The organism is Granulicella sp. S156 (assembly GCF_009766105.1).
In the GTDB taxonomy this organism is placed as follows: Bacteria; Acidobacteriota; Terriglobia; order Terriglobales; family Acidobacteriaceae; genus Granulicella.
In genome coordinates, this window is sequence record NZ_LMUH01000009.1 from 210,628 (window position 1) to 234,710 (window position 24,083).

The 24,083-nt window shown below is 57.3% G+C and carries 16 protein-coding genes; 7 read left to right on the plus strand and 9 right to left on the minus strand.

Features of this window, described 5'->3' with window-relative positions:
• Positions 1 to 49: 49 nt before the first annotated feature.
• Together GSQ91_RS08510 and GSQ91_RS08515 are read right to left on the minus strand one after the other, a co-directional pair.
• The gene (locus GSQ91_RS08510) at positions 50 to 1,489 is read right to left on the minus strand and encodes an ATP-binding protein (RefSeq protein WP_158821087.1); all 1,440 of its coding nucleotides are present in this window, start codon (positions 1,487 to 1,489) and stop codon (positions 50 to 52) included.
• Positions 1,486 to 2,220, minus strand: a complete 735-nt coding sequence (locus tag GSQ91_RS08515) for a response regulator transcription factor (RefSeq protein ID WP_216845144.1) — start codon at positions 2,218 to 2,220, stop codon at positions 1,486 to 1,488. Before GSQ91_RS08515 ends, GSQ91_RS08510 begins: the two co-directional genes overlap by 4 nt.
• Before the next feature lie 229 nt (positions 2,221 to 2,449).
• Between GSQ91_RS08515 and GSQ91_RS08520 the strand changes: the two genes are divergently transcribed.
• The gene (locus tag GSQ91_RS08520; protein ID WP_158821091.1) at positions 2,450 to 5,494 is read left to right on the plus strand and encodes a TonB-dependent receptor; all 3,045 of its coding nucleotides are present in this window, start codon (positions 2,450 to 2,452) and stop codon (positions 5,492 to 5,494) included.
• A gap of 56 nt (positions 5,495 to 5,550) precedes the next feature.
• Entirely contained in the window at positions 5,551 to 6,864 is a 1,314-nt protein-coding gene (locus GSQ91_RS08525) for a histidine-type phosphatase (protein ID WP_158821093.1), read from the plus strand.
• Positions 6,865 to 7,064: 200 nt separating this feature from the next.
• On the opposite strand, the gene GSQ91_RS08530 is transcribed toward GSQ91_RS08525, so the two are convergent.
• From GSQ91_RS08530 to GSQ91_RS08550, 5 genes are all read right to left on the minus strand, one after another.
• Entirely contained in the window at positions 7,065 to 8,918 is a 1,854-nt protein-coding gene (locus GSQ91_RS08530) for a right-handed parallel beta-helix repeat-containing protein (RefSeq protein WP_158821095.1), read from the minus strand.
• A gap of 136 nt (positions 8,919 to 9,054) precedes the next feature.
• Positions 9,055 to 10,026: a S9 family peptidase gene (locus tag GSQ91_RS08535; RefSeq protein WP_158821097.1), complete on the minus strand. Its 972-nt coding sequence runs from the start codon at positions 10,024 to 10,026 to the stop codon at positions 9,055 to 9,057.
• A gap of 182 nt (positions 10,027 to 10,208) precedes the next feature.
• A complete protein-coding gene (locus tag GSQ91_RS08540) occupies positions 10,209 to 11,501 on the minus strand; it encodes an MFS transporter (protein ID WP_254064426.1) in 1,293 nt (430 codons plus the stop codon).
• Between the two features lie 157 nt (positions 11,502 to 11,658).
• The gene (locus GSQ91_RS08545; protein ID WP_254064428.1) at positions 11,659 to 13,008 is read right to left on the minus strand and encodes an alkaline phosphatase family protein; all 1,350 of its coding nucleotides are present in this window, start codon (positions 13,006 to 13,008) and stop codon (positions 11,659 to 11,661) included.
• A gap of 164 nt (positions 13,009 to 13,172) precedes the next feature.
• Positions 13,173 to 16,604: a TonB-dependent receptor gene (locus tag GSQ91_RS08550; RefSeq protein ID WP_254064430.1), complete on the minus strand. Its 3,432-nt coding sequence runs from the start codon at positions 16,602 to 16,604 to the stop codon at positions 13,173 to 13,175.
• A 279-nt stretch (positions 16,605 to 16,883) separates the two neighbouring features.
• Here GSQ91_RS08550 and GSQ91_RS08555 point away from each other — a divergent pair, with 279 nt between their 5' ends.
• The 3 genes from GSQ91_RS08555 to GSQ91_RS08565 are packed head-to-tail and all read left to right on the plus strand — an operon-like array spanning position 16,884 to position 19,277.
• Complete coding sequence (locus GSQ91_RS08555; protein ID WP_158821101.1) at positions 16,884 to 18,287, plus strand: hypothetical protein; 1,404 nt, start codon at positions 16,884 to 16,886, stop codon at positions 18,285 to 18,287.
• 28 nt (positions 18,288 to 18,315) lie between these two features.
• Positions 18,316 to 18,663: a DUF488 domain-containing protein gene (locus tag GSQ91_RS08560; RefSeq protein ID WP_158821103.1), complete on the plus strand. Its 348-nt coding sequence runs from the start codon at positions 18,316 to 18,318 to the stop codon at positions 18,661 to 18,663.
• Positions 18,660 to 19,277, plus strand: coding sequence for a DNA-3-methyladenine glycosylase (locus GSQ91_RS08565; RefSeq protein WP_158821105.1), 618 nt, complete (start codon positions 18,660 to 18,662; stop codon positions 19,275 to 19,277). Before GSQ91_RS08560 ends, GSQ91_RS08565 begins: the two co-directional genes overlap by 4 nt.
• A gap of 47 nt (positions 19,278 to 19,324) precedes the next feature.
• Here the strand turns inward: GSQ91_RS08565 and GSQ91_RS08570 are convergent, their stop codons facing one another.
• On the minus strand, positions 19,325 to 19,786 hold the full coding sequence (locus GSQ91_RS08570) for a MarR family winged helix-turn-helix transcriptional regulator (protein WP_158821107.1): 462 nt from the start codon (positions 19,784 to 19,786) through the stop codon (positions 19,325 to 19,327).
• A gap of 65 nt (positions 19,787 to 19,851) precedes the next feature.
• Here GSQ91_RS08570 and GSQ91_RS08575 point away from each other — a divergent pair, with 65 nt between their 5' ends.
• On the plus strand, positions 19,852 to 20,997 hold the full coding sequence (locus tag GSQ91_RS08575; protein WP_158821109.1) for an NAD(P)/FAD-dependent oxidoreductase: 1,146 nt from the start codon (positions 19,852 to 19,854) through the stop codon (positions 20,995 to 20,997).
• A gap of 50 nt (positions 20,998 to 21,047) precedes the next feature.
• Here the strand turns inward: GSQ91_RS08575 and GSQ91_RS08580 are convergent, their stop codons facing one another.
• Entirely contained in the window at positions 21,048 to 22,748 is a 1,701-nt protein-coding gene (locus GSQ91_RS08580; protein WP_158821111.1) for a 30S ribosomal protein S1, read from the minus strand.
• A gap of 192 nt (positions 22,749 to 22,940) precedes the next feature.
• Here GSQ91_RS08580 and GSQ91_RS08585 point away from each other — a divergent pair, with 192 nt between their 5' ends.
• Positions 22,941 to 23,735 carry a TIGR03435 family protein gene (locus GSQ91_RS08585; protein ID WP_158821113.1) on the plus strand — a complete coding sequence of 265 codons (795 nt, stop codon included), beginning with the start codon at positions 22,941 to 22,943 and terminating at the stop codon, positions 23,733 to 23,735.
• Positions 23,736 to 24,083: the final 348 nt, after the last annotated feature.

Below are 24,083 nucleotides of genomic sequence, written 5' to 3' on the forward strand. Positions count from 1 at the left end.
AGGATGACGACGAGAAACAAGCAACGGCAAAAGAGTATCGGGGAGCTGCTTATACAGCTTCTCTTTGCACTATCTTCTTCACGTTATGGATCGCTGCATATCTTGGCAGACTGAAAGAAAAGCAGCTCCCTTGCAGCTGGGTGCTCTGTACCTGAATGGTCGTGCCATGCCGTTCCGCCAGGGCTTCGGCGAGTGCGAGTCCAAGCCCCGCTCCGCCTGGAGCGATCGGCGAAGAGTTGGTGGCGCGATAAAACCTCTTGAAGACGGAAGGCAGTGCCTCTGCGGCGATGCCAATGCCGGTGTCGCTGACAGAGAAGACGACCGCATCGTCTTTGAGGTGGGTTCGCAGAACGACGTGACCACCTGCTGGTGTGTATTTGCAGGCGTTGTCCAGCAGGATCGTCAGCAGGCGCCGCAGGCTGGGCAGATCGCCGAAGACAGAGACTCCGGCTGCATCGGGCTCTCCCTCGAATGAGATTCCGTGCTGCTCCATCAGCATGGTCCACTTGCCGCCGAGTTCTTTCACCAGCTTGTTGGGATCGAGTGCTTCAAACTGCAGCACGTCGGCCTTTGCATCCGCACGTGCGAGCGAGAGCAGGTTGTCGATCAGCGTGCTCATGCGGACGGACTCGGCCTGTATGCGCTCGCAGACCTCTTTGTACTGGTCGGCAGTGCGTGGAAAGGCGAGGGCGACCTCGGCCTCGGCGCGGACGAGCGAGATGGGCGAGCGCAGTTCGTGTGCGGCGTTGGCGGTAAACTCACGCACGCTCTTATAGCCGGCTTCGATGCGGTCGAGCATCTGGTTAAGTGTCTGGGTGAGGTTGGCGAGTTCGTCGCGCGTCTCTAATACAGGGAGACGCCAGTTCAGGCTCTTGTCGTTGATATGCCGCGCTTCTAACTCAATCGCCGCGACGGGATTCAAGGCCTGGCGGCTCATCCACCATCCTCCGAGCAGAGCGATCAGCAGAACGGTAGGTGTGAGGATCATCAGCTGGCGGCGAAAGTCGTTGTAGACGATGAGCTTGCTGTTCAGCGAGGTGCCGGTCTGTACGGTATAGCTGCGCCCTTTAACGGTGATCGGCTTGATCAGTGCCCAGACGGGAACCGACTCGGCGCTGAACTCGAAGTATGTGCCGTCTGCTGGGACAGCACTGGGCAAGGCAAGATGAGGATAGAGTTCTGTGATGGCTTTGGAACGATAGATCCAATCGCCGTCCTGCCCGATGACCTGCAGCCACTTGCTGCCATGCGTAACGTCGTAGGTAGAGACCATGTTCTCGCGCAGTGTGCCGATCGGTTCGTCTGGTGGCTGAGCTTCGAGAAAGCGCTGGATGCTGCGGACGCGCTGTTGCAGTTCGGTGGTCTCGATGGTCAGGATGCAGCGATGCACCATCCACAGGCACGTTGCAGAGAGCGTGAACATGGCGACAGCGAAGATAAGGAAGAACCAGAGCGAGAGGCGCAGCCGGATGGAGAGAGGACGTATCACGCGCCGGCGCCTTTTTGCAGCGGAGTCGAAGGCTCGATGGAGAGGAAGTAGCCTGTGCCGCGAACCGTGCCTATCAGACTGCGCTGTTCCGCATGGCCGAGTTTGCCGCGCAGCGAGTTAATGAAGGTGTCCAGCGCTCCTGGGCTTACTTCCGCATTGGGTCCCCAGACTTTTTCGAGGAGCTGTTTTCTGGTAACGACGCTGCCGGACTCTTCCATGAGCCGCTCCAGCAGGAGGAACTCTGTGCGGGTAAGAGATAAGGGAGTGCCGGCGAGCGAGATGGTGTGCTTTAGCTTGTCGAGAACGAGGTCGCCAATCTGCAGCAGGCCACTGGGAGCGGAAGGGCGGCGGCGGGTGATGGCGCCGATGCGGGCCAGCAGCTCTGGGAAAGAGAACGGCTTGGTCATGTAGTCGTCGGCTCCGAGGTCGAGCCCGCGAATGATGTCGTCCTCCAGATCGTAGGCTGTCAGCATCAATATGACTGCATGATTTTGCTGCGTGCGCAGGCTCGCTGCCACCTCATATCCATTGCGTGTGGGCAGACCGATATCGAGCAGCACGATGTCGTACTCGTAGCTTTGCGCGAGGGCCAGCCCTTCAGCTCCATCGGATGCCGTCATCACAGTGTGCCCGTGTTCCCACAGGCCCCGGCGCAGCACATCCAGCATGCGCGGGTCGTCCTCGACAATCAGAATTCGAAAGGTGCCAGCGGCTTCCATGGCGTGATGCATCCCTGCTGGGTATAAGACTTCAACGTTATCGCTCGTGTGTTACGGCTGCGTGAATCGGGATCTGCTCGTTCACCTCTACGATAGGTGTACCCCCAACCTCAGGACTTTTTTACAGGATGGTGAAACCTCATTCACTGCCGCTCGTCATCATCGGCCTATACGAATTTGAATTTCGATGCTCTGTCGCGAGTCAAACGCTGACGGATGCGTCATTTTTTCGAGGATTGTGATGCGGCTGCCGAAAGTGATCGACATAAGAAATTGGAAGAGTGTAGGCGTGGTCTGTCTGCTGGGGTTGACGTTCTTCTCTTCAACAAGCTTTGCCGCGCGAGGCACGGACCCTGCTGTTGAATCCTCCGTTCAGCCGGGCAAAGGCGCCATCTCCGGCACTGTTACAGATAGCTCTGGCGGAGTTGTGCCTGGGGCGCAGGTTAAATTGGCTCCCCTCAACCTCACCGTAGTCACCAATGAGCAGGGTGCGTTCATTCTGCCCGAGGTGCCGTCCGGCAAGTACGTCTTGAGGGTCTCCTATATAGGCTTTAAGCAGCAGGACACCGACGTTGATCTGGCATCGGGGCAGGTGCTCAGCCTGAACCTCAAGCTTGCCGTTGCCTCCAACAGCGAGGAGATCCTCGTCACCGCGCCGCGTCCGCACGGGGAAGCCGAAGCCATCAACGAGACACGCACCGCCGACAATATCTTGCAGGTGCTGCCCGCCGAGGTCATTACCAGCCTGCCAAATGCCAACGTAGCCGATGCCATCGGACGTCTGCCCTCTGTGTCGCTCTATCGCATCGAAGGCGAGGGCGTTTATATCCAGGTGCGTGGCACAGAGCCTCGACTGACCAATGTCACGGTCGACGGTATCACCATCCCCGCACCCGAGCCGACAGTCCGTCAGGTGCGCCTCGATGTTATCCCCTCGGACATGGTCGAAGCCGTTGAGCTGAATAAGACGCTCTCTGCGAATCAGGATGCGGACGGTATCGGCGGCTCGGTGAACCTGCGCACCAAAGAGGCTACCGAGCAGCCGACGATCAACTTCTACGGCAACGGAGGCTACACCAACATCCTCAATGGCCGCAGTTCTGCCGCGACGGGTGGCACGATTGGAAAGCGCTTCGGAACGACGAAGCGCTTCGGGCTGCTTGGCAATGCGGCCTATGACTATAACGGCCGCGGCATCGACAACATTCAGCCTGCACTCGATCCACTCTCCACTTTCGCAGAGCCTTTCTACGACAACAATACGATTCGTGAATACCGTTACTACCGTTACCGCTACGGCTTTGCGGGCAGCGCCGACTATCGGCTCAGCGAGAACGCAAGCATCTATGCCCACGGTTTCTACTCCGACCTGAAGGACTGGGGCGATAAGTGGTACTACGAGCCTGTTTCGACCGCGATCAGTTCTTCAGGAGCACTGCCTAGTCCTACGGCTGCCTCTCCGTCGCCGAAGTTCTACACCTCCAGCAAGCGCCCCAATGCCTCTGTAGGAACTGTGATTCTGGGGGGAAGAGATGTCCAGGCGAAACAATGGATGTCCTGGCAGGTATCGGCTTCGCGTTCGTACGAGGTGGATTCTGCAGGAAACCCCAAGGCTGATTTTTCATGGGTAGGCCCGGCTGTGTACTGCAACTATGCGCCCACGGGTACTACGAACCTGTACCATCCGCACTTCGGCACCTGCGATACTACGCCGACCTCTCCGTTGTTGAACTCTGCGAACTGGATCTTCAAAGACATCACCATATCGAAGGGCTTGAACGCACAGCTCGACCTCACGGCCCAGGCTTCCTATGCCCGGAACTACACCTCGCATGGGCACTTTGGAAACTTCGAGATGGGCTTCAAGTTCAACAATGGACACCAGTCCCAGGATTCTACGGAGACTGTCTACGACGGCTGGTCTACCAAGGCTGGTTCGTCGACTCCACTGATGAGCGGGCTGCAAAGCAACTTTCATAACTCCGACTACTTCAATGGCACGTACTTCGGTGGAAACTTCGGGCCGGTCTCGGACTTCAATCAGGTGGCGGCTTACACGCTCACGAACTTCTCCGGGTATGTAGACAACTATAAGACGGTCGCCGATATCTATCCGAACCTCTTCCACACTATCGAGCGCATCACCGCCGGCTATGCGATGAACACCATCGACTTCGGCAAGCTGCACCTCCAGACCGGCCTGCGCTTCGAGGCCACGCAGATGGATACGTTCGGCTATAACCTGACGTTCTACGCTCCCAGTTCAGCTACGATGATGCCGTGCGCTACACCGCTCCCTGCGACGCCTACCGGTTGCTATGTGGTCGCAGGTGTCAACAACAACCCCGCATACCTGGACGTACTTCCCAGCATCCAGATGCGCTATGCCCTCACGTCCAACTCCGCCTTGCGCGCGGTCTATGCGCGCGGCGTCGCGCGGCCCGACCCCTATCAGCTTGTGCCCTATGCTACGGAAGACTCGACGGCCAGCCCAACAACTGTCGCCATCGGCAATCCCGCGCTTCGTCCTGAGCACGCCAACAACTACGACCTGCTATACGAGGACTACCTCAACCCACTCGGCCTTATCCAGGCGGGCTTCTTCTTCAAGCAGCTTACCGCCCCGCAGATCGAAACCGTCCTTCCGGGTGGCCTCAGCCTCTCCAACTTCCCCGCAGGGTATTTTCCGCCGGCGCTGCAAACCGTACTCGCGGAGTATCCCGGCGACTCGATTACGCAGTATGTGAACGGCCAGAACGCATGGCTCTATGGCCTGGAACTGAGCTATCAGCAGCACCTGAATTTTCTTCCGGGCGTGCTCAGTGGTCTGGGGATCTCCGCGAACTATAGCTATACCGCTTCACGAGAAAAAGGTGTTCCGCTGCGCACCGATCATCCAACGCTGATCGACCAGTCTCCCAACACCTGGAACCTCAGCCCGACGTACGACACGAAGCGTCTTTCGGTGCGTGCTGGTCTGGCTTATAACCAGGCGAGTCTCTTCTCCTATAACTACACCTCTCCTGCGTTGGTCAGCGGCTCCGATCCGAGCGGCCTCGGATCCAAGGGACCATCCGGCGATATCTTCACCCTGACTCACTATCAAGTCGACGCGCAGGCCAGCTACCGGTTCTATAAGGGCTTCAGCGCAGTGGTCTCGGGTTTGAACCTCAACAACGAGGTCTTTGGCTACTACCAGGGCAGCACACAGTTTGTGAACCAGCGAGAGTTTTACAAGCCAACGTATACCGGTGGTATCCGCTACAACTTCGTGCGCCACGAATAGGCAGGCATCGATAGATCTCCGCTCGAAGGAAAGTAGCAAAGATTTTGGAGAAGTACATGAAGTTGGTTCCCCTCAATATCGCCTTGTTGTCTGTTTTGCTCCTCGGCCCTGTTCGAATGCCGGCACAGTCTGAAAAGCCCTCTGCCGGTTCAGGCGATACCTTGAAACTCGTCGTCATCCTCAGCAGGCATGGCGTACGCTCGCCGACGCAGGCGAACACACAGCTTGATCGGCTCTCCGTAAAACCATGGCCTCAGTGGACTGTCGCACCTGGAGAGCTCACGCCGCGCGGTGCGTTGCTGCTGAGGCAGTTTGCAGGCTGGCAGCGAACCCGACTCGCTGCACAAGGCTTGCTGCAGCCGCAGGGGTGCGCCGATGCTGCACAGGTTACCGTCTACGCTGACTCCGATCAGCGCACCGTCGCTAGTGGGCACGCGCTGGCCGAGGGTCTGATGTCGGGCTGCAAGATTCGCATCGACTCATTGCCTCAAGGTACCGAGGATGCACTCTTTCATCCGCTGGCTGCGAAGGCGATCGAAGCCGATCGCCAGCTCGCGGCGGACGCTCTCCGTGAGCGCGTGCATGGAGACCCTGCCGCGCCTGCCCGAGATCATCAAACTGTTTTGGAGGAGTTGCAGCGCATCCTGAATGATTGCGCAGCGCAGCCTTCTTCCTGCTCGAAGGTTCCTGCTGAGAAGGCAACGTCCGTGACTGGCATCGTACCGGCGATCCTGCCAGGGAAGAGCGATCATCTTGCGGACCTACGAGGCCCGCTGGCCGTGGGTTCCAGCATGTCCGAGAACTTGTTGCTGGAGTATGCGGAAGGCTTGCCCGCGGATCAGGTCGGCTGGGGACAGGTGCAGGAACAGCAGTTGCAGAAACTGCTGCCTCTGCATAGCGCCTACTTCGATCTCGTGCATCGCACGCCTTACTTTGCGCAGGTAGAAGCCTCCAACCTGCTTGACCATATTCGCCGCACTCTTGAACAGGGTGCGACCGGCAAGAGCATCGATGGCGCGATCGGTCCAAAGGGAGAGAAGGTGGTGATCCTTACGGGGCACGACACGAACCTTGCAGGCGTGGCCTCACTGCTTGGTATCCATTGGGATCTCGATGGGCGCCGCGACGATACACCGCCGGGGGCAGAGATGGCCTTCGAGCTATGGCAGCATGGCGATACCTACTCCGTACGGCTTCGCTACTCCTTGCAGACGCTTGCGCAGTTGCGCGCAGCTAAGCCACTCTCGGAGCAAAATCAGCCCGCATCGGAGCTGCCTGAGATGTCTTGCAAGGATGCAACAGGGCGATGCAGCCTTGCGGGCTTCAAGGAACTTGTAAAGCAGGCGGTGCGTCCGGAGTTTATTCGTTAGAGCATTTCCCCTCCCGGTGTAGATCAGCGGGAGAAAGCGATGTGTGGGCTGGAACGTTGGAGACATGTCACACATGGGCAGGAGCGGTCGGGCGTTCGCCCGATACCCACCTTAGGCGCAAAAAACGCGCCGAAGATGGGGCACCCGGATCGTGGCTCGCCCTACACCTATAGAGGAAATGCTCTAACGCGTGCTCTCATCTATCTGGCGTTCAGTGGGTGGAAGCTGTCGATACAACTTGTGGCATCAAAAGGGGCACCTGGTGCTTTGATGTTCAATAACGCGGGGTCTGGAGTGCTTGCGCGGTCGTTATTCTGCAACACATTTTGAGATACGTCTACGCATCGCGTGTGGCTCATGGAGAAGACCGGTGCGTCTGCGGGTGAGCTCGTGGGGTAATCGTGATTGAACAGAATGCGATTATGCGTGAAGCTCAGGCCGTCCACCGAGGTGGCATATAGGAGCGGATGCTGGAATTGCTCGAACGAATTGTCCTCAATGCGTATGTTGCGAGCGTTGAAGTAATCTCCGCCTTTTGCTTCGTCGGCGGGGAAGTCGATCAAGATGGAACCCTCGCCATAATGCCCCATATTGGTATCGAGAAATCTGTTATGTCTCACCAGCACGTTATGAGCGGGAGCATTTTCAAACCAGTTGGAGGCATCGCTGTTAAAGAGAATTGCGGGACCTGAAAGATGATCGAAGAAGTTGTCTTCGACAACCGTCGAGGCCTGGCTTCCGAACAAGGCTCCTCGTGCGCGGTTATGGCGAATGTGATTATTGCGATAGATTACGTTGGGCTGCCACGCCAGATTCTCCACCGCGTCCTTGACTGCCACGGAGGAAGGGAGTGCTTCTGTGAAGCGCACCCGGAGGTGCTTGTCATCCAGTGAATGTACCTCAGCGACCTTTGCCGTAGCATAGGGTTCAAGGGCTTTGGGATGAACCAAACGGAGGATGTCGCCAGAAGACGCAAAGGGCAGGCCAAAGGTCTGTGGATGGCCGAACTCAAGAATCAGGGTATCGGGCGCCGGCTCTGCAGCTATTCGAAGGTATGAGCCATGCACGTTGATTGCGTCATCGAGCATGTTTTCGAAGAGCCCGTTCTCAACGAGGAGCTGTCCTCGGCAGTTCGAAAAATGCACCGCGTCGCCGGTCGTTGAGACGTAACGATTGCTTCCTGGTTTCAGGATGACATTGAATCTATCGAGATGAATGTCGTCGCTGTACTGAGCGATGAAGCCCATTCCCATTGCGCTATACACTTGCGCACTGGAAACGGCGATGTGGCTGCTTTGACTGACCAGAATAGCTGGATTGGGGCGATCGCCATTCCAAAGCATGAGCACGTCACCCGGCCGGGTTTGCTGTGTCAGACCAGATAGACGCACATCATCTCGATCGATTCTTTTAGCCGTTGTCTTATCAATCTCCCAATTGTCGCCTGTTCCGGCGACAAGCCACTTTCCCTCGGGATCAAAGACGACGCTTCCCCGCGCGAGCTGTTCTGATCCAAGGGGAGCGTCCTCGGCCCGAATGAAGATGTGATCGTCTTTGACGCTGTAGGAAAGGGGACTATCTATATGGAGGTCGACAAACCCGTCGTGCTTGCTCACAACTTTTGCCTGCACAAGGTGCGGGTTTGCATAATCTATCGAAAAATTACGCAGAGTCACCCGGTCGGAGTCCGAAATAACGATAGGCAGCATGGAATCATGAAAGACAAATTCCGACCCGTTGCCATCCAGTTCGAGGCCGCTGGCGTGTTCGATGGAGATACCAACCGCACGCTCCGCCACTCCATCATGATTTGAGACAAAGAGGTGGCGCATCACCGCGCCTTGAGGCCAGAAGTCATACCGTCCGTGTTGGAACACTATCTTCGAGCGATGATGGCGCAATGCAAAATCGATTGCTTTTGCGACGGCCGGACTGCTGTTCTGGCCGGAGTCAGGCTTTGCTCCGTACGTCGATATGTCAACAATCTGGCCGATTGCCTCCGTGTGCATGAGTAGTGTCGACGAGACGATGATTGCGGTGTAAATCCAGCGCATGGGGGTTCCTATTTGCGAGAGTCTCGAAAATTTGAGCAATGGTTAATCGATGCAGCTCAGGTCTAGATTATTTCAACGAGGGCGGGTCCCTCATGCGCAGTGAACGTGCCCATGAGTGGGGCACGCTGGATTCCAATTACTTGGTATCCGGGATACTCTCTATTGTTCCTGGTGGCAGGGGAGGAAGAGCCAGGTGTTGCTGCAGGAACTTGATGCGGTCGAGGCGCGCCTGCGCGTTGAGCGCATGACCGCTTTCGTAGAACTTGACCTCCTTAGGCCCGGAGCTCATCGCGAAATAATCCTTGGCATCTTTGAGCGGAACCCAGTCCTCGTCCTGAAGGCCATATTGAAAGAGGGCTGGTGCTGGTCCGAGATGCGTGGCGTAGGATCCTGGATCGGCCCACGCACTGGCTTGCATTGCCTGCTCGACCTTTGCCATGTCCTTTCCCTGACGAGCCGCAATCATGCGTGGAGAGTCGGAGTCGAGGAAGTATTGCCGGTTTGACTGTGGCCCGCTCATGAAGACGAAGGCGGAGATACGTTTGTCGACTGCATCCAGGATGGCGCCGGTGCCGGCGTCCCAGCTGTGTCCAACGTAGGCGATGCGTTTGGGGTCGACATCGGGACGTGACAGCAGCAAATCTACTCCGCGGCGCAGATCGATGACCTGCTGCGCAGTCACCACGGGATTGGGAGCCGGTTTGAAGCCAGGACGGGCCGAAGGAGCATCGATCAGGAGGGATACCACTCCGGTGGGCGCGAGAGCGATCGCTTCGTTAAGGAACTCCTCACGGCTTGAAGTGGAGGACTTCGGCATCAGCCAGTGGCCCCAGAGGATGGCTGCAAATTTGCCCGGCTGCTTTGGTACTACCAGATAGGCTGGCACTGTCCCGCCGTTGGGACTGATGTATGTGATGTCGTGAATGCTTACGCCATCGCGCTGCTGTACGGATACTTCTTTGACTTCCAACGCTGCCGAGGTGCTGTAGTCAAAGTGCCCGGCGTCAGGGGTGGCGGCATCCTGAGCAGATGCATTCCGAAACAGGAACATTACGAAGGTAACTGCGACAAGGATCTTCGATGGGGTTCCGACGGAGGAAATTCGCATAGTTGATTTTAGATGCGAGAACGCTCAGGCGTAGATGGCTGTTGGGCATTGGGAAGAGGCTCGCTGCCTGAAATTCAGCGAAGATCGTGGCGGTATGCGAAGTCTGCTCGACGGGCAACCGTCGAGCTCAACTGAGACTTAGACTGACTATTTTTAAGTTAGATAGTAATAGCCTTGAAGGTTTAGCTTTCGCTGCGCTCTTTGAGGCTAGTATGGCCGTCTTGACCTTTGCGCGGAGTGGAAGCCGCGAATATTGCGATGAGGCCCAGCGCGGAGACGACTGCTACATAATGAGCTGGAGCAAATCGGCTCAGGTGAGCCAGCCAAGATACCAACAGCGGAGTGATGCCGCCGAAGATAGCGTACGCGATGTTGTAGGAAAAAGAGACGCCGCTGAAACGTACCGGTGGTGGAAATGCCTGAATCATGAGAATGGGTGTCAGGACGACGACTCCGCCAGCACCGATCCCCGCAAGGGCATACAGCGGCAGCAGTGCCGATGGCATGGAGGCTGCGCCAATGTAGAGGCCATACGTCGCGGCGATGAGCAACAGCGAAGCCGGAAACGCGATGCGCCTGATACCGAACCGATCTATCGCGGCGCCTATGAGCACGGTTGAGATGCATAACGTTGCTGTTCCAGCGAGGTTTGCCATCTGCGCATCACGCGGCACGATATGGAACAGCTTCTGTAACAGCGATGGGGTCATCAGGATCACCACTACGATTGCCGCAGTGAGTGTCCAGGTACTGAGAATCGAGGTTGTAATAGCCCGTCTGTAATCGCGAAGAACGATACGCAGGGGCAGCTCTCTGGACACAGCCGCTCGCAGACGTAACTCTTCGAACACGGGCGTCTCCTCCAGCCAGCGCCGTAGAAACATCGCGATAAAGCCGAAGATACCGCCGAGCACAAAGGGGATACGCCAAAGGCCGCCGGAGATCTGAGTGGGAGTGCAGGCGATGTTGAGGACCGTTGCAACCAGCGAGCCGAGCAGTATGCCAAAACTCAGGCCACCGGTGAGCAAGCCAACTGCGAATCCGACCCGTCCGCGCCGTGCGTGTTCGGCGACAAACACCCAGCCGCCTGGAGCCTCACCTCCGATAGCGATTCCCTGCATGATTCGCAACGCGAGCAATAGTAGAGGTGCGGCGATGCCGATGGATTGGTATGTGGGCAGAAACCCGATGAGCAAAGTGGGAATGGCCATCAGCAGAACGCTCAGCGTGAACATGCGCTTGCGGCCACGGATATCGCCGAAGTGCGCCATGACAATTCCACCTAATGGCCGAGCCAGATAACCGGCGGCAAAGATGCCAAAGGTCTGGGTCTGTCGTACCCAGTCCGGCAGGCTGGCGGCGAAGAATAACTTGCCAATCACGGTGGTGAAGAAAACAAAGATGACGAAGTCGTAAAACTCGAGTGCTCCTCCGAGGGAGGCAAGCGAGAGTGTACGAATCTCTGTGCGTGTCATGGGGCGGTCTGATTGGCCGTAAGTCGTTTGCATAGGGGATGACTGTTGCATGTCTATGTTAATGGCTTTCTACGGGCAGCCGAGTTGCAAATAAAGAAGGGATGACGGCTGGCAGTAAGCCAGTTTCGTCATCCCCTCGTCTGTTGCAGGCTAATGTTTAGCGCAGGATCTGGTTCAGCGGAGGCTGCTTCGCATCGGGCAGTTGCAGGTCGAGTATTTTGGCGATCGTTGGAGCGACCTGCAGGTTGGTGATCGAACCCAGGTCGACGCCGGGCTTGATCGCTGCGCCCGAGGCTACGAACAGGGCCTGCATGTCGGACATCGTGTTGAGGTAGCCGTGCTGGCCACGCGGTGGATTGGTGCGGGTCAGTGCGCCGCTTACGTCGTCGCCGAAGGCGTAGTCAGGTGCGGCTGCGAGATAGAGTTGGGGAGCCTGATCGGTGTCGGCGTCGGAGGGTATGCCGAGCGCGCGGGCCTCTTCGTTGGTGTAGACGTGCTCGATCCCGGGGACAGCAGCGAAGTAGGCTTTCAGTTTGGGGATCAGCTCCGCGCGGCGGCTGGCATCGCGGATATAGAGCGAGGCTGCGCCACCTTCGGCCTTGACCCACACACTGCCTGCATAGGTATTGCCTTGTTTGTGCAGCAAGCCTTGCTCGATGAGGGCGACGTTTGGGTTGATGGTATGGGTGTAGGTCGCAAAGCCGTGATCGGAGAGGATGAAGTAGGTAGTGCGGTCCTGAAGGCCTGCCTTGTGTACAGCCTCCACAACGCGCGCCAGGCACTGATCGGCGTAGGCATAAGCCGCATACGCAGCCGGTGTGAGCGGCCCGTAGGCGTGCTGGATGGAGTCCGTCTCCAGAAGGTGGAACAGCAGAAGATCCGGCGTGTGTTTTTGGAGGATATCGATGGCGGCGTCGGTCCATATCTCATCGCGCCACGCGGGGCTGCTCTTGTCTCCGAAGTGCTCGACCTGGTGGCGCGTCACGAGGCCTTGAGCGACTAGCTCCTGTGGTATCTCGTCCTGGATATCGGGCTTTTCGCCGAACTTCCAGCGGACTCCCTTGGCGCCATAGATGGCGACCCAGTCGACCTGGCCGGTGGTCAGGCCCTTTTCCGCAGCGGCGTCGTAGAGGGTGCGTGCATGGACTAACTTGTCCTTATCGGTCCAGGGCTCGATCTGGGGAGCGGTTCCATCGGCGGGCAGTACGATCAAGCCGTTTGCCATAACAAAGTGTTGGCTGGCATTGACTCCAGTGATCATCGCCGTGTGGTTGGGCCAGGTGACTGTGGGGTTGATGGGCTTCATGCCCGTCGCAACTGCGCCAGAGGCCGCAAGGGCGCGCAGAGTCGGCATGGGGAGCTGCGGATCCTGCAGCGCGCGGGCAGGGAAGCCGTCGACCGTAATGACGATCACGATGGGCTTTTGCGTCGATTGTGCGGAGATGCAGCCCGTTACTCCGGCGAAGAGGAGCCCGTATAGCGTGAAGCGAGTGAGAGTCTTGATCAAACTAGTCCTGTCCTTTTGGTTATTGAAGGTCCCTGTGTAAGACGATACAGCGGTGATGTAGGTCTCTCCACTAGGGCTACGGCGGCAAAAAACGCCGCCTCCGGTCAAGATGACAAGATAGCGGGGTGGTCAAAAAACCACATCCCGCTACCTTTAGAAACCCCTTAGAACATCAGCTTCAAACCGAACTGAAGCTGTCTTGGCGAGTTGTTCTGCGCGGTGATCTGGCCGAATGTTGCATCGTTCACGCCGGTGTCGGGAGAACCGAACTGGACGTGGTTGAAGGCGTTGAACAGCTCGGTGCGGAACTGTACCTTCAGCTTCTCGAAAGGATCGAAATCTTTCAGGAGCGAAAGGTCGGTGCTGTTCAGTCCGGGCGAGCGCAGGTTGTTGTAGTACGCCGGACCGTCGCCGAGCGCGAAGGGGTTCGCGCTGGTTCCAGGCTGGCTGAAGTCGGCGGTATTGAAGTACTTGCTCAGACGCTGATGAATATCACCGTGGTATGCCGCGTTCTGGAAGTTGGTGTTGGCGTACAGGGTCTGATAGTTGAAGTTGGAGAGATTGTTGGTTGCCGATATCTGGAGCGGAGTGCCTCCCTGAAGCGTAGTGATGCCGTTCACCTGCCAGCCGCCGGCGATAGCATCTTCCCAGCGCGACATGTTGGCGCCGAAGGTCTTGCCGCGTCCGAAGGGTGCTGCGTAGATATAGCTGATGATGAAGCGTTGATGGACGTCCTGCGAGCTGATCGCATAGTCCGCCATCGGATTGAAGCTGTCCTGATGGGTGGTTCCGTTGTCGAAGTTCTTCGCCCATACGTAGGAGCCCTGAAGCTGGAGTCCGGAGGCGAAGCGCTTGTTCACGCGGAGTTGCATGCCGTCGTACTGGTCGTTGCCTCCGGCGAGGAAGAGCGGTAGAACGCTGGTGAACTGCGAGTACTTCTTCAATAGCTGGGCCTTCGTGGTTGTCGCAGTGTTCAATGCTCCGGTCGTGATGGAGCCAAAGTAAGGGTTGGCCACCACGGCATTCAACTGCGAGCCAAGAGCGAGGTCTTCCTTGGGAAGCTGGTCGAAGTCGATGCCACCCTCGCGGCTCTGCTGCTGTTTGCGCCCGCGATTGCCGACGTACGCGAGGTCCATGGTTGTGCCCCAGGGAAGCGTCTGCTGGATATCGAGGTCCCACTGAACGACGTAGGGTGTGGGTGTGTTCTGGAGAACGCCTTCGATCTGACCGCCGTCACCGGTGAGCAGTCCCTGCGAAGAGCCGGGAGGTGTCTGAAAGCCCTGAGGGAAGGGGTTGTCCAGCGTGTTCGAAGGTGTGATGCCGTTGCTGTTGAGCGTGCTGATCCAGTTATTCTGCACGCGGAAGCCGTACGGTCCGACCGTACCGGCCGCAGCCTGTGCCGAAGGTCCATAGACGATGGCCGCTCCGCCGTGGATGACGGTACTCTCCTGTGCCGCATAGGCAAAGCCGAAGCGAGGCGCGAAGTTGTTGGCGTCGATGTGGTACTGGTGACGGCTGTTGCCATCGACTCCGACGAAGACCAGGCCGCCCTGCAGGCCGGGGACCGCGGAGGAGAGTGGCGACGTAATCGTCGGGTTGAAATAGTTCATGCGATTGAAGCGTTCGGTGCGCGGTGTGTCGAGGTCATAGCGCAGGCCGAGGTTGAGCGTTAGCTTTTTGCTGACGCGCCAGTCGTCCTGTACGTACTCGGCCAGATAGTAGCTCTGCGAAGCATCGTCTTTGTAAGCCTGGATGAGGTCGCCGGTGCCGGTACCGAGCAGCATGGAGGCGAGACCGTTGCCGGTATTGGCGCTGGCCGAGTTTGGATTCGGGCCCGAGGTGAAGGTGGTGCCGAAGCTGAAGTTGCCTGAGCTGTCTGCGCTCTCATGATCGTTCACGCGGATCAAACGCCCGTCGAAGCCGGCCTTGATCGTATGCTGTCCGCGCACCATGGTGATGGAGGAGAGCAGGCTGTAGGTCATGAACGCGTTGTGCCGGTTGCCGTTGTTGCCGAGTCCCACATAGCCGGCCGGGGAGAAGACGGGGAAGAGGTCCGTTCCGCCAGCTGCGTTCAGGCTGGCAGGAAGACCCAGCGTCGCCGCCTGGAAGCCGAGGCTGTTGTTCAAATAGTTGTAGAGCGTTCGGGAGAAGCCGAGCCGGGCATCCACGATGGTGCGAGCATTTGGCGTTGCAGTGTAGCCCAGGGTGACTCCACGGTCGAAGTCTTCGCCATTGATCAGGCCTTCGGCGACGGCGTCCGCAGCGGGAAAGAGCGGGTTGGGGCTGCTGCTGTAGAAGCGGTTGGAGTAGCGTCCGAAGATCTTCTGCTTGTCGCTGATGGTGTGGTCGATACGAACATCCCACGCGGTGGTCTGGTTGATGGTGGTGCCGGTCGCAAAGTAGTTGTTCGCGTTCGTTACCGGATTGCCGGCTGCGTTGGGCAGGGGATAGTACGACAATGCCTTCTGGGCTACCGCGCTCATCAGGTTGGTTGGGATCTTGTTGCCTGCAAAAGGATCGCGAACATAGCTGGACCCGTTGAGACGCGTGGAGAAGGGGTTATAGATCGAGATGAGCTGTCCGTTGGCGCCGAAGGTCTGTGAGAAGTCTCCACCGCGCTGAGCGAGCGTGGGAACGGTTGCGGTCACAGAGTTGAAGTCGCCTTCGCGCAGCAGTTCGGTCGAGAGCAGGAAGAAGGTGCGATTCTTGAAGATCGGTCCGGTCAGGACGCCACCGAACTGGTTGCGGCGAAAGGGCGGGAGCGGCGTTCCATGCTGCTTGTTGAAATAGCTGTTGGCGTCCAGGTCGGAGTTGCGGATGAACTCAAACGCCGTTCCATGGAACTCATTGGTGCCCGACTTGAAGACTACGTTGAGGATGCCATCCAGACTGCGGCCAAATTCGGCGGGATAGTTCTGGGCAAGCAGCCGGAACTCGCCGATGGCGTCGACGGAAGGGAAGATACCGATGCCGGAGTTTCCGTTGACCGTGGGGAATCCGGCCGGGGTGCCGTCGACCAGAACATCGGTGTAACCCTGGCGTCCACCGTTCACGGAGAAGCTGACGGAGTTGTAGTCGTTGCCGACCGAACCTGCAAAACCAGGAGCCAGCTCCAGCAGGTCATAGGGGTTGCGGGTATTGAGCGGCAGGCTGCGAATCGAGGTGCCATTGACCTCGTCGCTGACCACAGACGAGACCGTATCCAGGTCCGTAACGTCTGCGTTTACGGTCACGGTCTGCTGTACCTGTCCCACGCGAAGGGCCACATCCAGACTGGCATGTTGTCCGAGATCAAGCCGGATGCCGGCCTGGTCGTATCCCTGAAACCCGGCCGCCTTGACGCTGAGCGAATAGGTTCCGGGTGCGAGGTTCAGGAGGGAGTATTCACCCTTCTGGTTCGAGGTCTCGACCGTGCGCGCGTTGGTCTCCGCGTTGGTCGCTGCTACCGTAGCGCCGCTGACCGTCGAGCCACCACTATCCCGCACCACGCCGAGCAGACTTGCGCCGGTGTCCTGGGTAAACCCGGTCCGGCAGAGTGCCAGCAACAAAACCATGCCCAGGTATCGGACACCTCTAAGAACTCCACGCTGTATCATCGATCTCCTCCACTAGCCAAAGCCACGTTCAGTGATTTCAATTTGGGAAAAATGGACTTAGGGAGATATTTCCCTTTCGTCTTGCTGAACCTATTCGAAGCGTGCCGGAGAAGTTCAGTGATTTCTCGGAGATTCCTCATACGTTCATGCTGAAGTGATGAAAGCAAAGGACTAAGAGGCCTGGAGCAGGGCAGCGATCAGTGGGGTGAAACGCAGGTGATTCACGGATTTGTAATGCGGCGGAAGGTACAGTTAAGCTGAGAAACGCAAAGGATTGCTATGACGAGGGGTACGGCGGCCGAGTATCTCGACGTGGATGCCGACGAACAAAAAAATCGGGACGAGGACCCTCGCTACCAGCTGCTCCAGCGAATCCTTGCGACTCCTGATTTTGTTCGTTCCCCCCAGCTCTCCAAATTTCTCTTCTATATCTGCACGGCCACCTTCGAGGATCGTGGCCAGACACTCAGTGAACAGCATGTGGGCGTCGCGGTCTTTGGGCGAGAGCCTGACTACGACTCGGCAGCCGACACGATTGTGCGTTCCCATGCGCTGCGCCTTCGCCGGCGGCTGGAGCAGTATTTTCAGCGTGCCGGTCGTAACGAACCTGTGCACCTGGTCATTCCGCGTGGAGGCTATGCTCCGGTATTTCTACCGGCACCGGCTTTCGGGCAGATGGAAGGGTCTCCTCTTGGAGCGCCGCAGGATGATTTTGAGGAACAGAGTTCTTCGCTGGAACTGCCTGTTGTTCCTGGGACTGGGGGCAAAGCTCGCGCCTTATCCGGTGAAATCTCCCTCGATCGGACTGTGCCTGATCCTCTAACTTTCGTGCTGTGGCGCTATCGTGCTCTAACTGCGGTTCTCGCGTTGCTCGTTATCGGTCTGGCCGTCGCCTTTGGGATGCACCTGCGTACCCACTTCCTGACGAATCGCCATCATGTTCTCTGGGGGCGGCTCTTTACCGACGATGAACCGACTCACATTGTCCTCGGCGATTCCGGGCTGGTCCTCTTCCATAAGGAGACGCACCAGTATGTCAGCCTGCATGATTTTCTCAGCGATGATGTAAGCAAGCAGCTGCCTTTCGCCGAACATACAGATCCAAAGTTCGCGGAATTTCTTCTACATCGCCGCTATACGTCGATGGTCGATGCTGCCACACTTGCCCGGCTGCTGCGTCTGCCGGAGGCCATTCCCGAACGAACTTTGGTGCACTATAGCCGGGACATGCACCTGAACGATTTTAAGTCCGGAAATGTCATCCTGATTGGAGCTCAGGAGGCAAACCCATGGGTTGAACTATTTGAATCCCATATGGATTTCGTTTTCAGTATCGATCCCACTGACAAACACACATTTTTTCTCAATCGGCGTCCCCTTCCAGGAGAAGCCATCGAATATAGCTCGCACACGCCGCAGACCTCCACGAAAGTCCATGCCGTGATCGCGTTTTTGCCCAATCTGAGTGCGACAGGAAATGTCCTGATTCTCGAAGGAATTTCCATGGCCGGAACCGAGGCGGCTGTTGACCTTGTTATGGATGATGACAGGCTGCTTCCCATTCTTAACAAAATCCGGAAGCCGAATGGATCGCTTCCGCACTTCGAGATGCTGCTGGAAAGCGATACGCTCGGTGAAAGCGCAGGACCTGCTCGCGTCGTTGCCATTCATTTGCACGATTGAACGCGAAGGCCTGAGCCTAGAGGCTGAGATGAAAGTCAGAACGAAGCGTGTCTATCTCGATCCAGGCGATGAGGATGGAACGCGTATCCTCGTCGATCGGCTTTGGCCACGAGGCTTAACCAAAGAGAAGGCCAAGGCCGATATCTGGTTGAAGGAGATCGCGCCAAGTACAGAGCTTCGCAAATGGTTTGGCCACGACCTGGAAAGGTGGACGGAGTTCCAGACAAGGTATGCCGAGGAGTTGAAGTTGCATAGTGAACAACTTGCACTCCTGAAACTGGAGGCAGATCGAGGGCCGATCACCTTAGTGTTCGGGGCGCGAGATGAGGAGCACAATCAAGCTGTCGTCCTGCAAAGAGTGCTCCAACACAAATGACCCGTACCTTGCCGAAGCCGACCGTCCTTCCCCGCAGCTTTTATCTGAGTTCGCCAGAAGTTGTTGCGCGCGCGTTGCTGGGCAAGCTGCTCACTCATCATCGGGATGGCGAGCGTCTCACTGGCCGCATCACGGAGGTGGAAGCGTATCTTGGATTGTCTGATCCTGCCTCTCATACTTTTCGTGGGCTCACCGCCTACAACTCGGTACTTTTCGGGCCGCCAGGATTTTCGTATGTGTATTTCATCTATGGCATGTACTACTGCGTGAATGTCTCTTGTTTGCCCGATGGTGAACCCGGCGGTGTGCTCATTCGAGCGCTCGAGCCCGTCGAAGGGATTGAGACCATGGCTCGGCTTCGTGGTCTTCCGAGCGGGGCATCGCCGAAGTTGCTTACCGGCGGCCCCGGGCGGCTCTGTCAAGCATTGGGTATTACACGTGCGACGCACAATGGCCTCGACGTGACAAGCAAGAAGTCCGTTCTTCAGATACTCGACGACGGCTATCAGGCGGAAGACATTGAAGTCACACCGCGAATCGGAATCAGTAAAGCTGCGGATCTACCCTTGCGATTCTTAATAGGCGGGGTCGCAGCAAAGCGCCGACCTCGTTGAAGCCATCAGGCTTATTACGATTAAGCTTCCCATAAAACGGGAATAGCTTATTTCAGGCGATCGAAGTCGATACCCGTTGCCTGAGGGTCGAGGTTTTTCACGATCCGCAGCAGGAATATGCTCAGAGCTTCGATCTCTCGCTCGGTGAACCCTCGTAGCGCCTCCTGGCTGCCTTCCAGCAAAACTTGATTGGCACGGGGAAGCTTCTTTAAGGCTTTGGGTGTCAGAGAGACCAGAGTGCTGCGTTTGTCGTGCGGATTGGGTGTCCGTCGAATTAATTTATCTCGCTCCATCCGGTCCAATAGCTGCGCCATCGTGGGCTGCTCGATTCGAGCGAGACTGGCTAGCTCCTTCTGTGTCAGGGCAGCGCCATCCTTCAAGGCATACAGAACGGGCATCTGGGCTATCGCAAGGCCCAAAGGTTGAAAGCGTTCCTCTCCCAATCGAACGAGCAGACGAGCCGTCCGATTGATGAGATGACCAGGCCTGCGAAATATCCCTGTGTCCATAGGCGCCTCCATTTAGATAGTATCCTATACAATTTACATAGCTACCTATCTAAGGAGGATAGTTTATGGGCAAACCAAGTATCGCGATTGTCGGAGCCGGCCCTGGCGGCTTGACGCTCGCACGCATTCTGCACCTCCATGGCGTCCATGCTTCGGTCTTCGAGCGAGAGGCGTTTTCTTCGGTTCGGCCTCAGGGCGGGTCGCTCGATATGCATGCGGACTCCGGTCAGTTTGCGATTCAGTGCGCGGGATTGACTGCTGAATTTAAACGCATCGCCCGTTATGAAGATCAGGAGTCACGGATCTATGACAAACACGGCAAGCTGTTGTTCGTCGATGCTGCGATCGCGGGTAAAGATCGCCCAGAGGTGGATCGCGGGCACCTTCGGCAGATGCTGTTGGACTCGCTGCCGTCAGGCGTTGTTCGCTGGGACCATGAGCTGACCACAGTTGCGCAACAGGATGATGGAACGGTCGAGCTTGCGTTTCGGAATGGAACGAGCGAGAGGTTCGACCTGGTCGTTGGCGCCGATGGCGCGTGGTCTCGCATACGGCCATTGGTGTCGGATGCTCGGCCTATTTATAGCGGTGTGATGTTCGTTGAGCTCGGTATCGACGATGCCGACACGCGGTATCCGGAGTTGGCACGACTCGTAGGGCGTGGCTTGATGTTTGCTCTCGGGGACTCCAAAGGGCTTCTCGGTCATCGGGATGCAAACGCCCACCTCGGTGTCTACGCGGCCATGCGGGTGCCGGAAGACTGGGTCGAGACCAGCGGGCTCGATTGGTCGTCAGGGGATGCTATTAGAACTAGCCTGACGTCCTACTTCAACGGTTGGTCGGAGGAACTGCTGCAACTCATCTCCCAATCCGGCGGATATGGTGAAAGGATTGCGCCGCGCCCGATCTATGCTCTGCCGGTTGGCCACCGCTGGGAGTATCGCCAGGGAGTGACACTGATTGGCGATGCTGCGCATCTGATGTCTCCTTTTGGCGGAGACGGGGCAAATCTTGCTATGCGAGACGCGGCTGATCTGGCCCTTGCAGTGGTGGAAGAAGAGGATTGGAGAGTAGCTGTTCAGAAAACCGAGACAGCGATGTTTGCGCGGGCAGAAGAGGCTGCGGCAGGGGCAAAGGAGGCCATTGAGGATGTCTTCTCCCCGGATGGGCTGGCCCACACCCTTCAGGTGATGGAAGAGCATCGCGGGTGACCGATGAGATCAGAGATCTATCAGTCACCCGCGAATGATGCGCAGTAAGATCAGGCCAGTGCCAGTTCGATCTTTTGCGTCTCCTGATCGAGCTTCACAAGTTTAAAGCTGCGAACCTGGCCGACACTGAGGGGCTCCGGCTGGCTGCCGGCAGGTGCTGCACCACTCTTCCAGCGAGCGTTCAGCATCGATGTCAGTTGAGAGAGGTCCAGGCTGGCGCTACTGTTGTCCTTTGCGGCTGCGGGAGTGTTTTTCGTGATCGGGCAGGCCGCGCGAATTCCTTCGCCGAGCTCGATGAGGGCGGATTCGGGCGACTGTTCGACGACGCGACCAGAGACCACGTCACCCTCTTTGTGCTCCAGCAGGAACTCGCTGAGACCCGTGGGGACTAGCTGTTTCATGCTGAGCTTGATCTGCCGCTTCTCCGCATCGATGGCCAGCACCTGCGCTTTGACGACCTGACCGGTTCTCAGCACATCCTGCGGATGATGAAGATGCCGTTCGGCAGTGATCTCGCTGATGTGGATCAGCCCTTCAATACCTTCGGTAAGTTCCACGAAGGCGCCGAACTTCATCATGCGTGTAACTGGTCCCTCGATGGTCGAGCCTACTGGGAACTTCTGCGGAACGTCTGTCCACGGGTCTCCGAGCGCCTGTTTGAGTCCAAGAGAGATCCGGCGCTCTGCCGAATTTACGGACAACACCAGCGCATCTACCCTGTCGCCTGTCTTAAGCAGGTCGCTGGGTTTGTGAACCTTCTTCACCCACGACATCTCCGAAACATGAATGAGGCCTTCGATCCCTGGCTCCAGCTCCACGAAGGCTCCGAAGTCGGCCAGGCGCGTAACGGTGCCGGTGATGCGCTGGCCCTCTTTGTACGTCTCTGCGGCGGAATCCCAGGGCTCTGCCTGGAGCTGTTTGAGTCCGAGCGAGATACGCTTGCTCTCGGGTTCGACCTTGAGGATCTTAAGCTGAAGCTGCTGGCCGACGGACAGAATGTCTTCCGCGGCATTCACGCGGCTCCAGGCGATATCGCTGATATGCAGCAGGCCATCGATCCCGCCGAGATCGACAAAGGCGCCGTAGCTGGCAAGGCTGCGAACCTGCCCGCTGACGATATCGCCCTCCTTGAGTTCGGCGTACCGGCTCTGTTCGAGCGACCGCGCCTGCTCTTCGACGATGACGCGACGGTCGACGACCACGTCCTCTTCTGTTGTGTCGAGCTTGATGATGAGGCAGGTGATCTCCTGGCCTACGAGCTTCTCCATCTCGGCGGCATCGCGCACGCCGCTGCGGGAAGCCGGCATAAAGGCACGCACGCCGACATCGACAGTGAGGCCTCCCTTTACAACTCCCGTCACGATTCCCGAGACCGCCGCTTTTTGCGTGAAGGCCTCCGAGAGCGAGGACCAGTCTTTGGGCTGCGCTACGTGAATACGTGAAAGCTCGTAGTAGCCCTCTGGATTGCGGCCCTTCACGGAGACCGGGAACTTGCTCCCTGGGGTCAGGCCTTCGGCATTGTTTTCAAAGGCGGTACGTGGCAGGATTCCCTCGGTTTTGAAGCCGATGTCCAGATACACCGATTCCGCGTCGACGGTAACAACGGTGCCTTCCAGCTGTTTCGTGTCGCCGTCTGTTTTGTGGGAATGGGTGCGCTCAAATTGGGCAAACAAATCGCCAAACGATTCAGTAGGGGATTCATCTGTGTTTTCAACCGGGGGCAGGGGGGTAGGGAGGGTCTCGTCGGGCATGATGGTCTGCCTATCATTTTGTCACGACTACTAACAGGTCTGCCAAATAACCGAGTCCCGTAAAGAGAGGGGTGACCTGGAAAGAGATCGAGAGAAGAGCCTTTGCCGGTACTAATCTATTATCGGGACTCGCAGCTAGCGCATTGGGATGCATGAGTACGGGAGATAAGTATGGTGATTCGCAGGATGTGCATGCTTGGACTGATGATGACCGTCTTACAGGGCGCTTATGCACAAAATGCTGCCCCTCTAACTTTTGAGGTTGCGACGATTAGAGATACCGATCCCAGTAGCCCTATACCCCCCTCGATCCGCGACCTGGGCAACCGTTTGCTGGTCAGAAACATGACCCTCCAGGAGATAATTTCTATCGCTTACGATCTCAACTTTGCGTCTGAGCAGCAGGTTATTGGAGGGCCGTCCTGGATGAGCACAGAGCGGTTCGACGTGACGGCGAAGGAAGATGAAGGTGTGGCAAAGCACATTCAGGATCTTCCGGCCGAAAAACAGGGGGATGCCAATCGCGCGTTGATGCAGTCCCTGTTGGCAGAACGATTTGGACTGAAGGTGCATCAGGAGCAGAGAACGCTGACCACGTACACCTTAGAGATAGCGAAAGGCGGTCCAAAGCTGTCGCATGGTGTTTTGGACGCCCACCTGCCCTCTGATATTCCGCAGAACAGGGTCAATGTGAGGGGAGTTGGCTGGCTAGAGGCGCACAACACAGATATGACGCTCTTCGCAAAAACTTTGAGCTCGCAAGCGGAATTGACTGGCCGTATGGTGATGGATCGAACGGGCCTGAAAGGCAGATATAACTTCACACTCAGATGGACACCTGCAACGCTGACTGGTGACGAAGACGCTGACGCGTCGCCGTCATTGCTCAGCGCATTGCAGGAGCAGCTGGGGCTGAAGCTGACTACAAGGAAGAATCCGGTAAATGTTCTTTTAGTCGATTCTGTCGAGAGGCCATCAGCGAACTAGCTTCGACCAGAAAGCTGAGGCTGACAGCGTTTTCGCGGTTAGTTCTAGCCTTGGCAGTACCACAGCTTCATCATGTTCTATGACGGTACAGACGCCAATGGGCACCCGGAAGCCGGCTTGTGATTACACAAAGATTGCTGGACACTTAGTAACAAGTTCGTTTTGCAGGTGAACGCGAAGTGGACTGAATACTCGGTCTGTAGGTCGCAATAATTCGGCTTACCTCATGGACAGATGCATCTCTCCGCACGGGTGCCTTTCAGCTATGCAACAGCTTTACGCGTTCTCAGTTGTGTCCGTCTCGCCCAACCGGGAGTGAGCCTTCTGTTTCATGGTCTTTGACTCTCC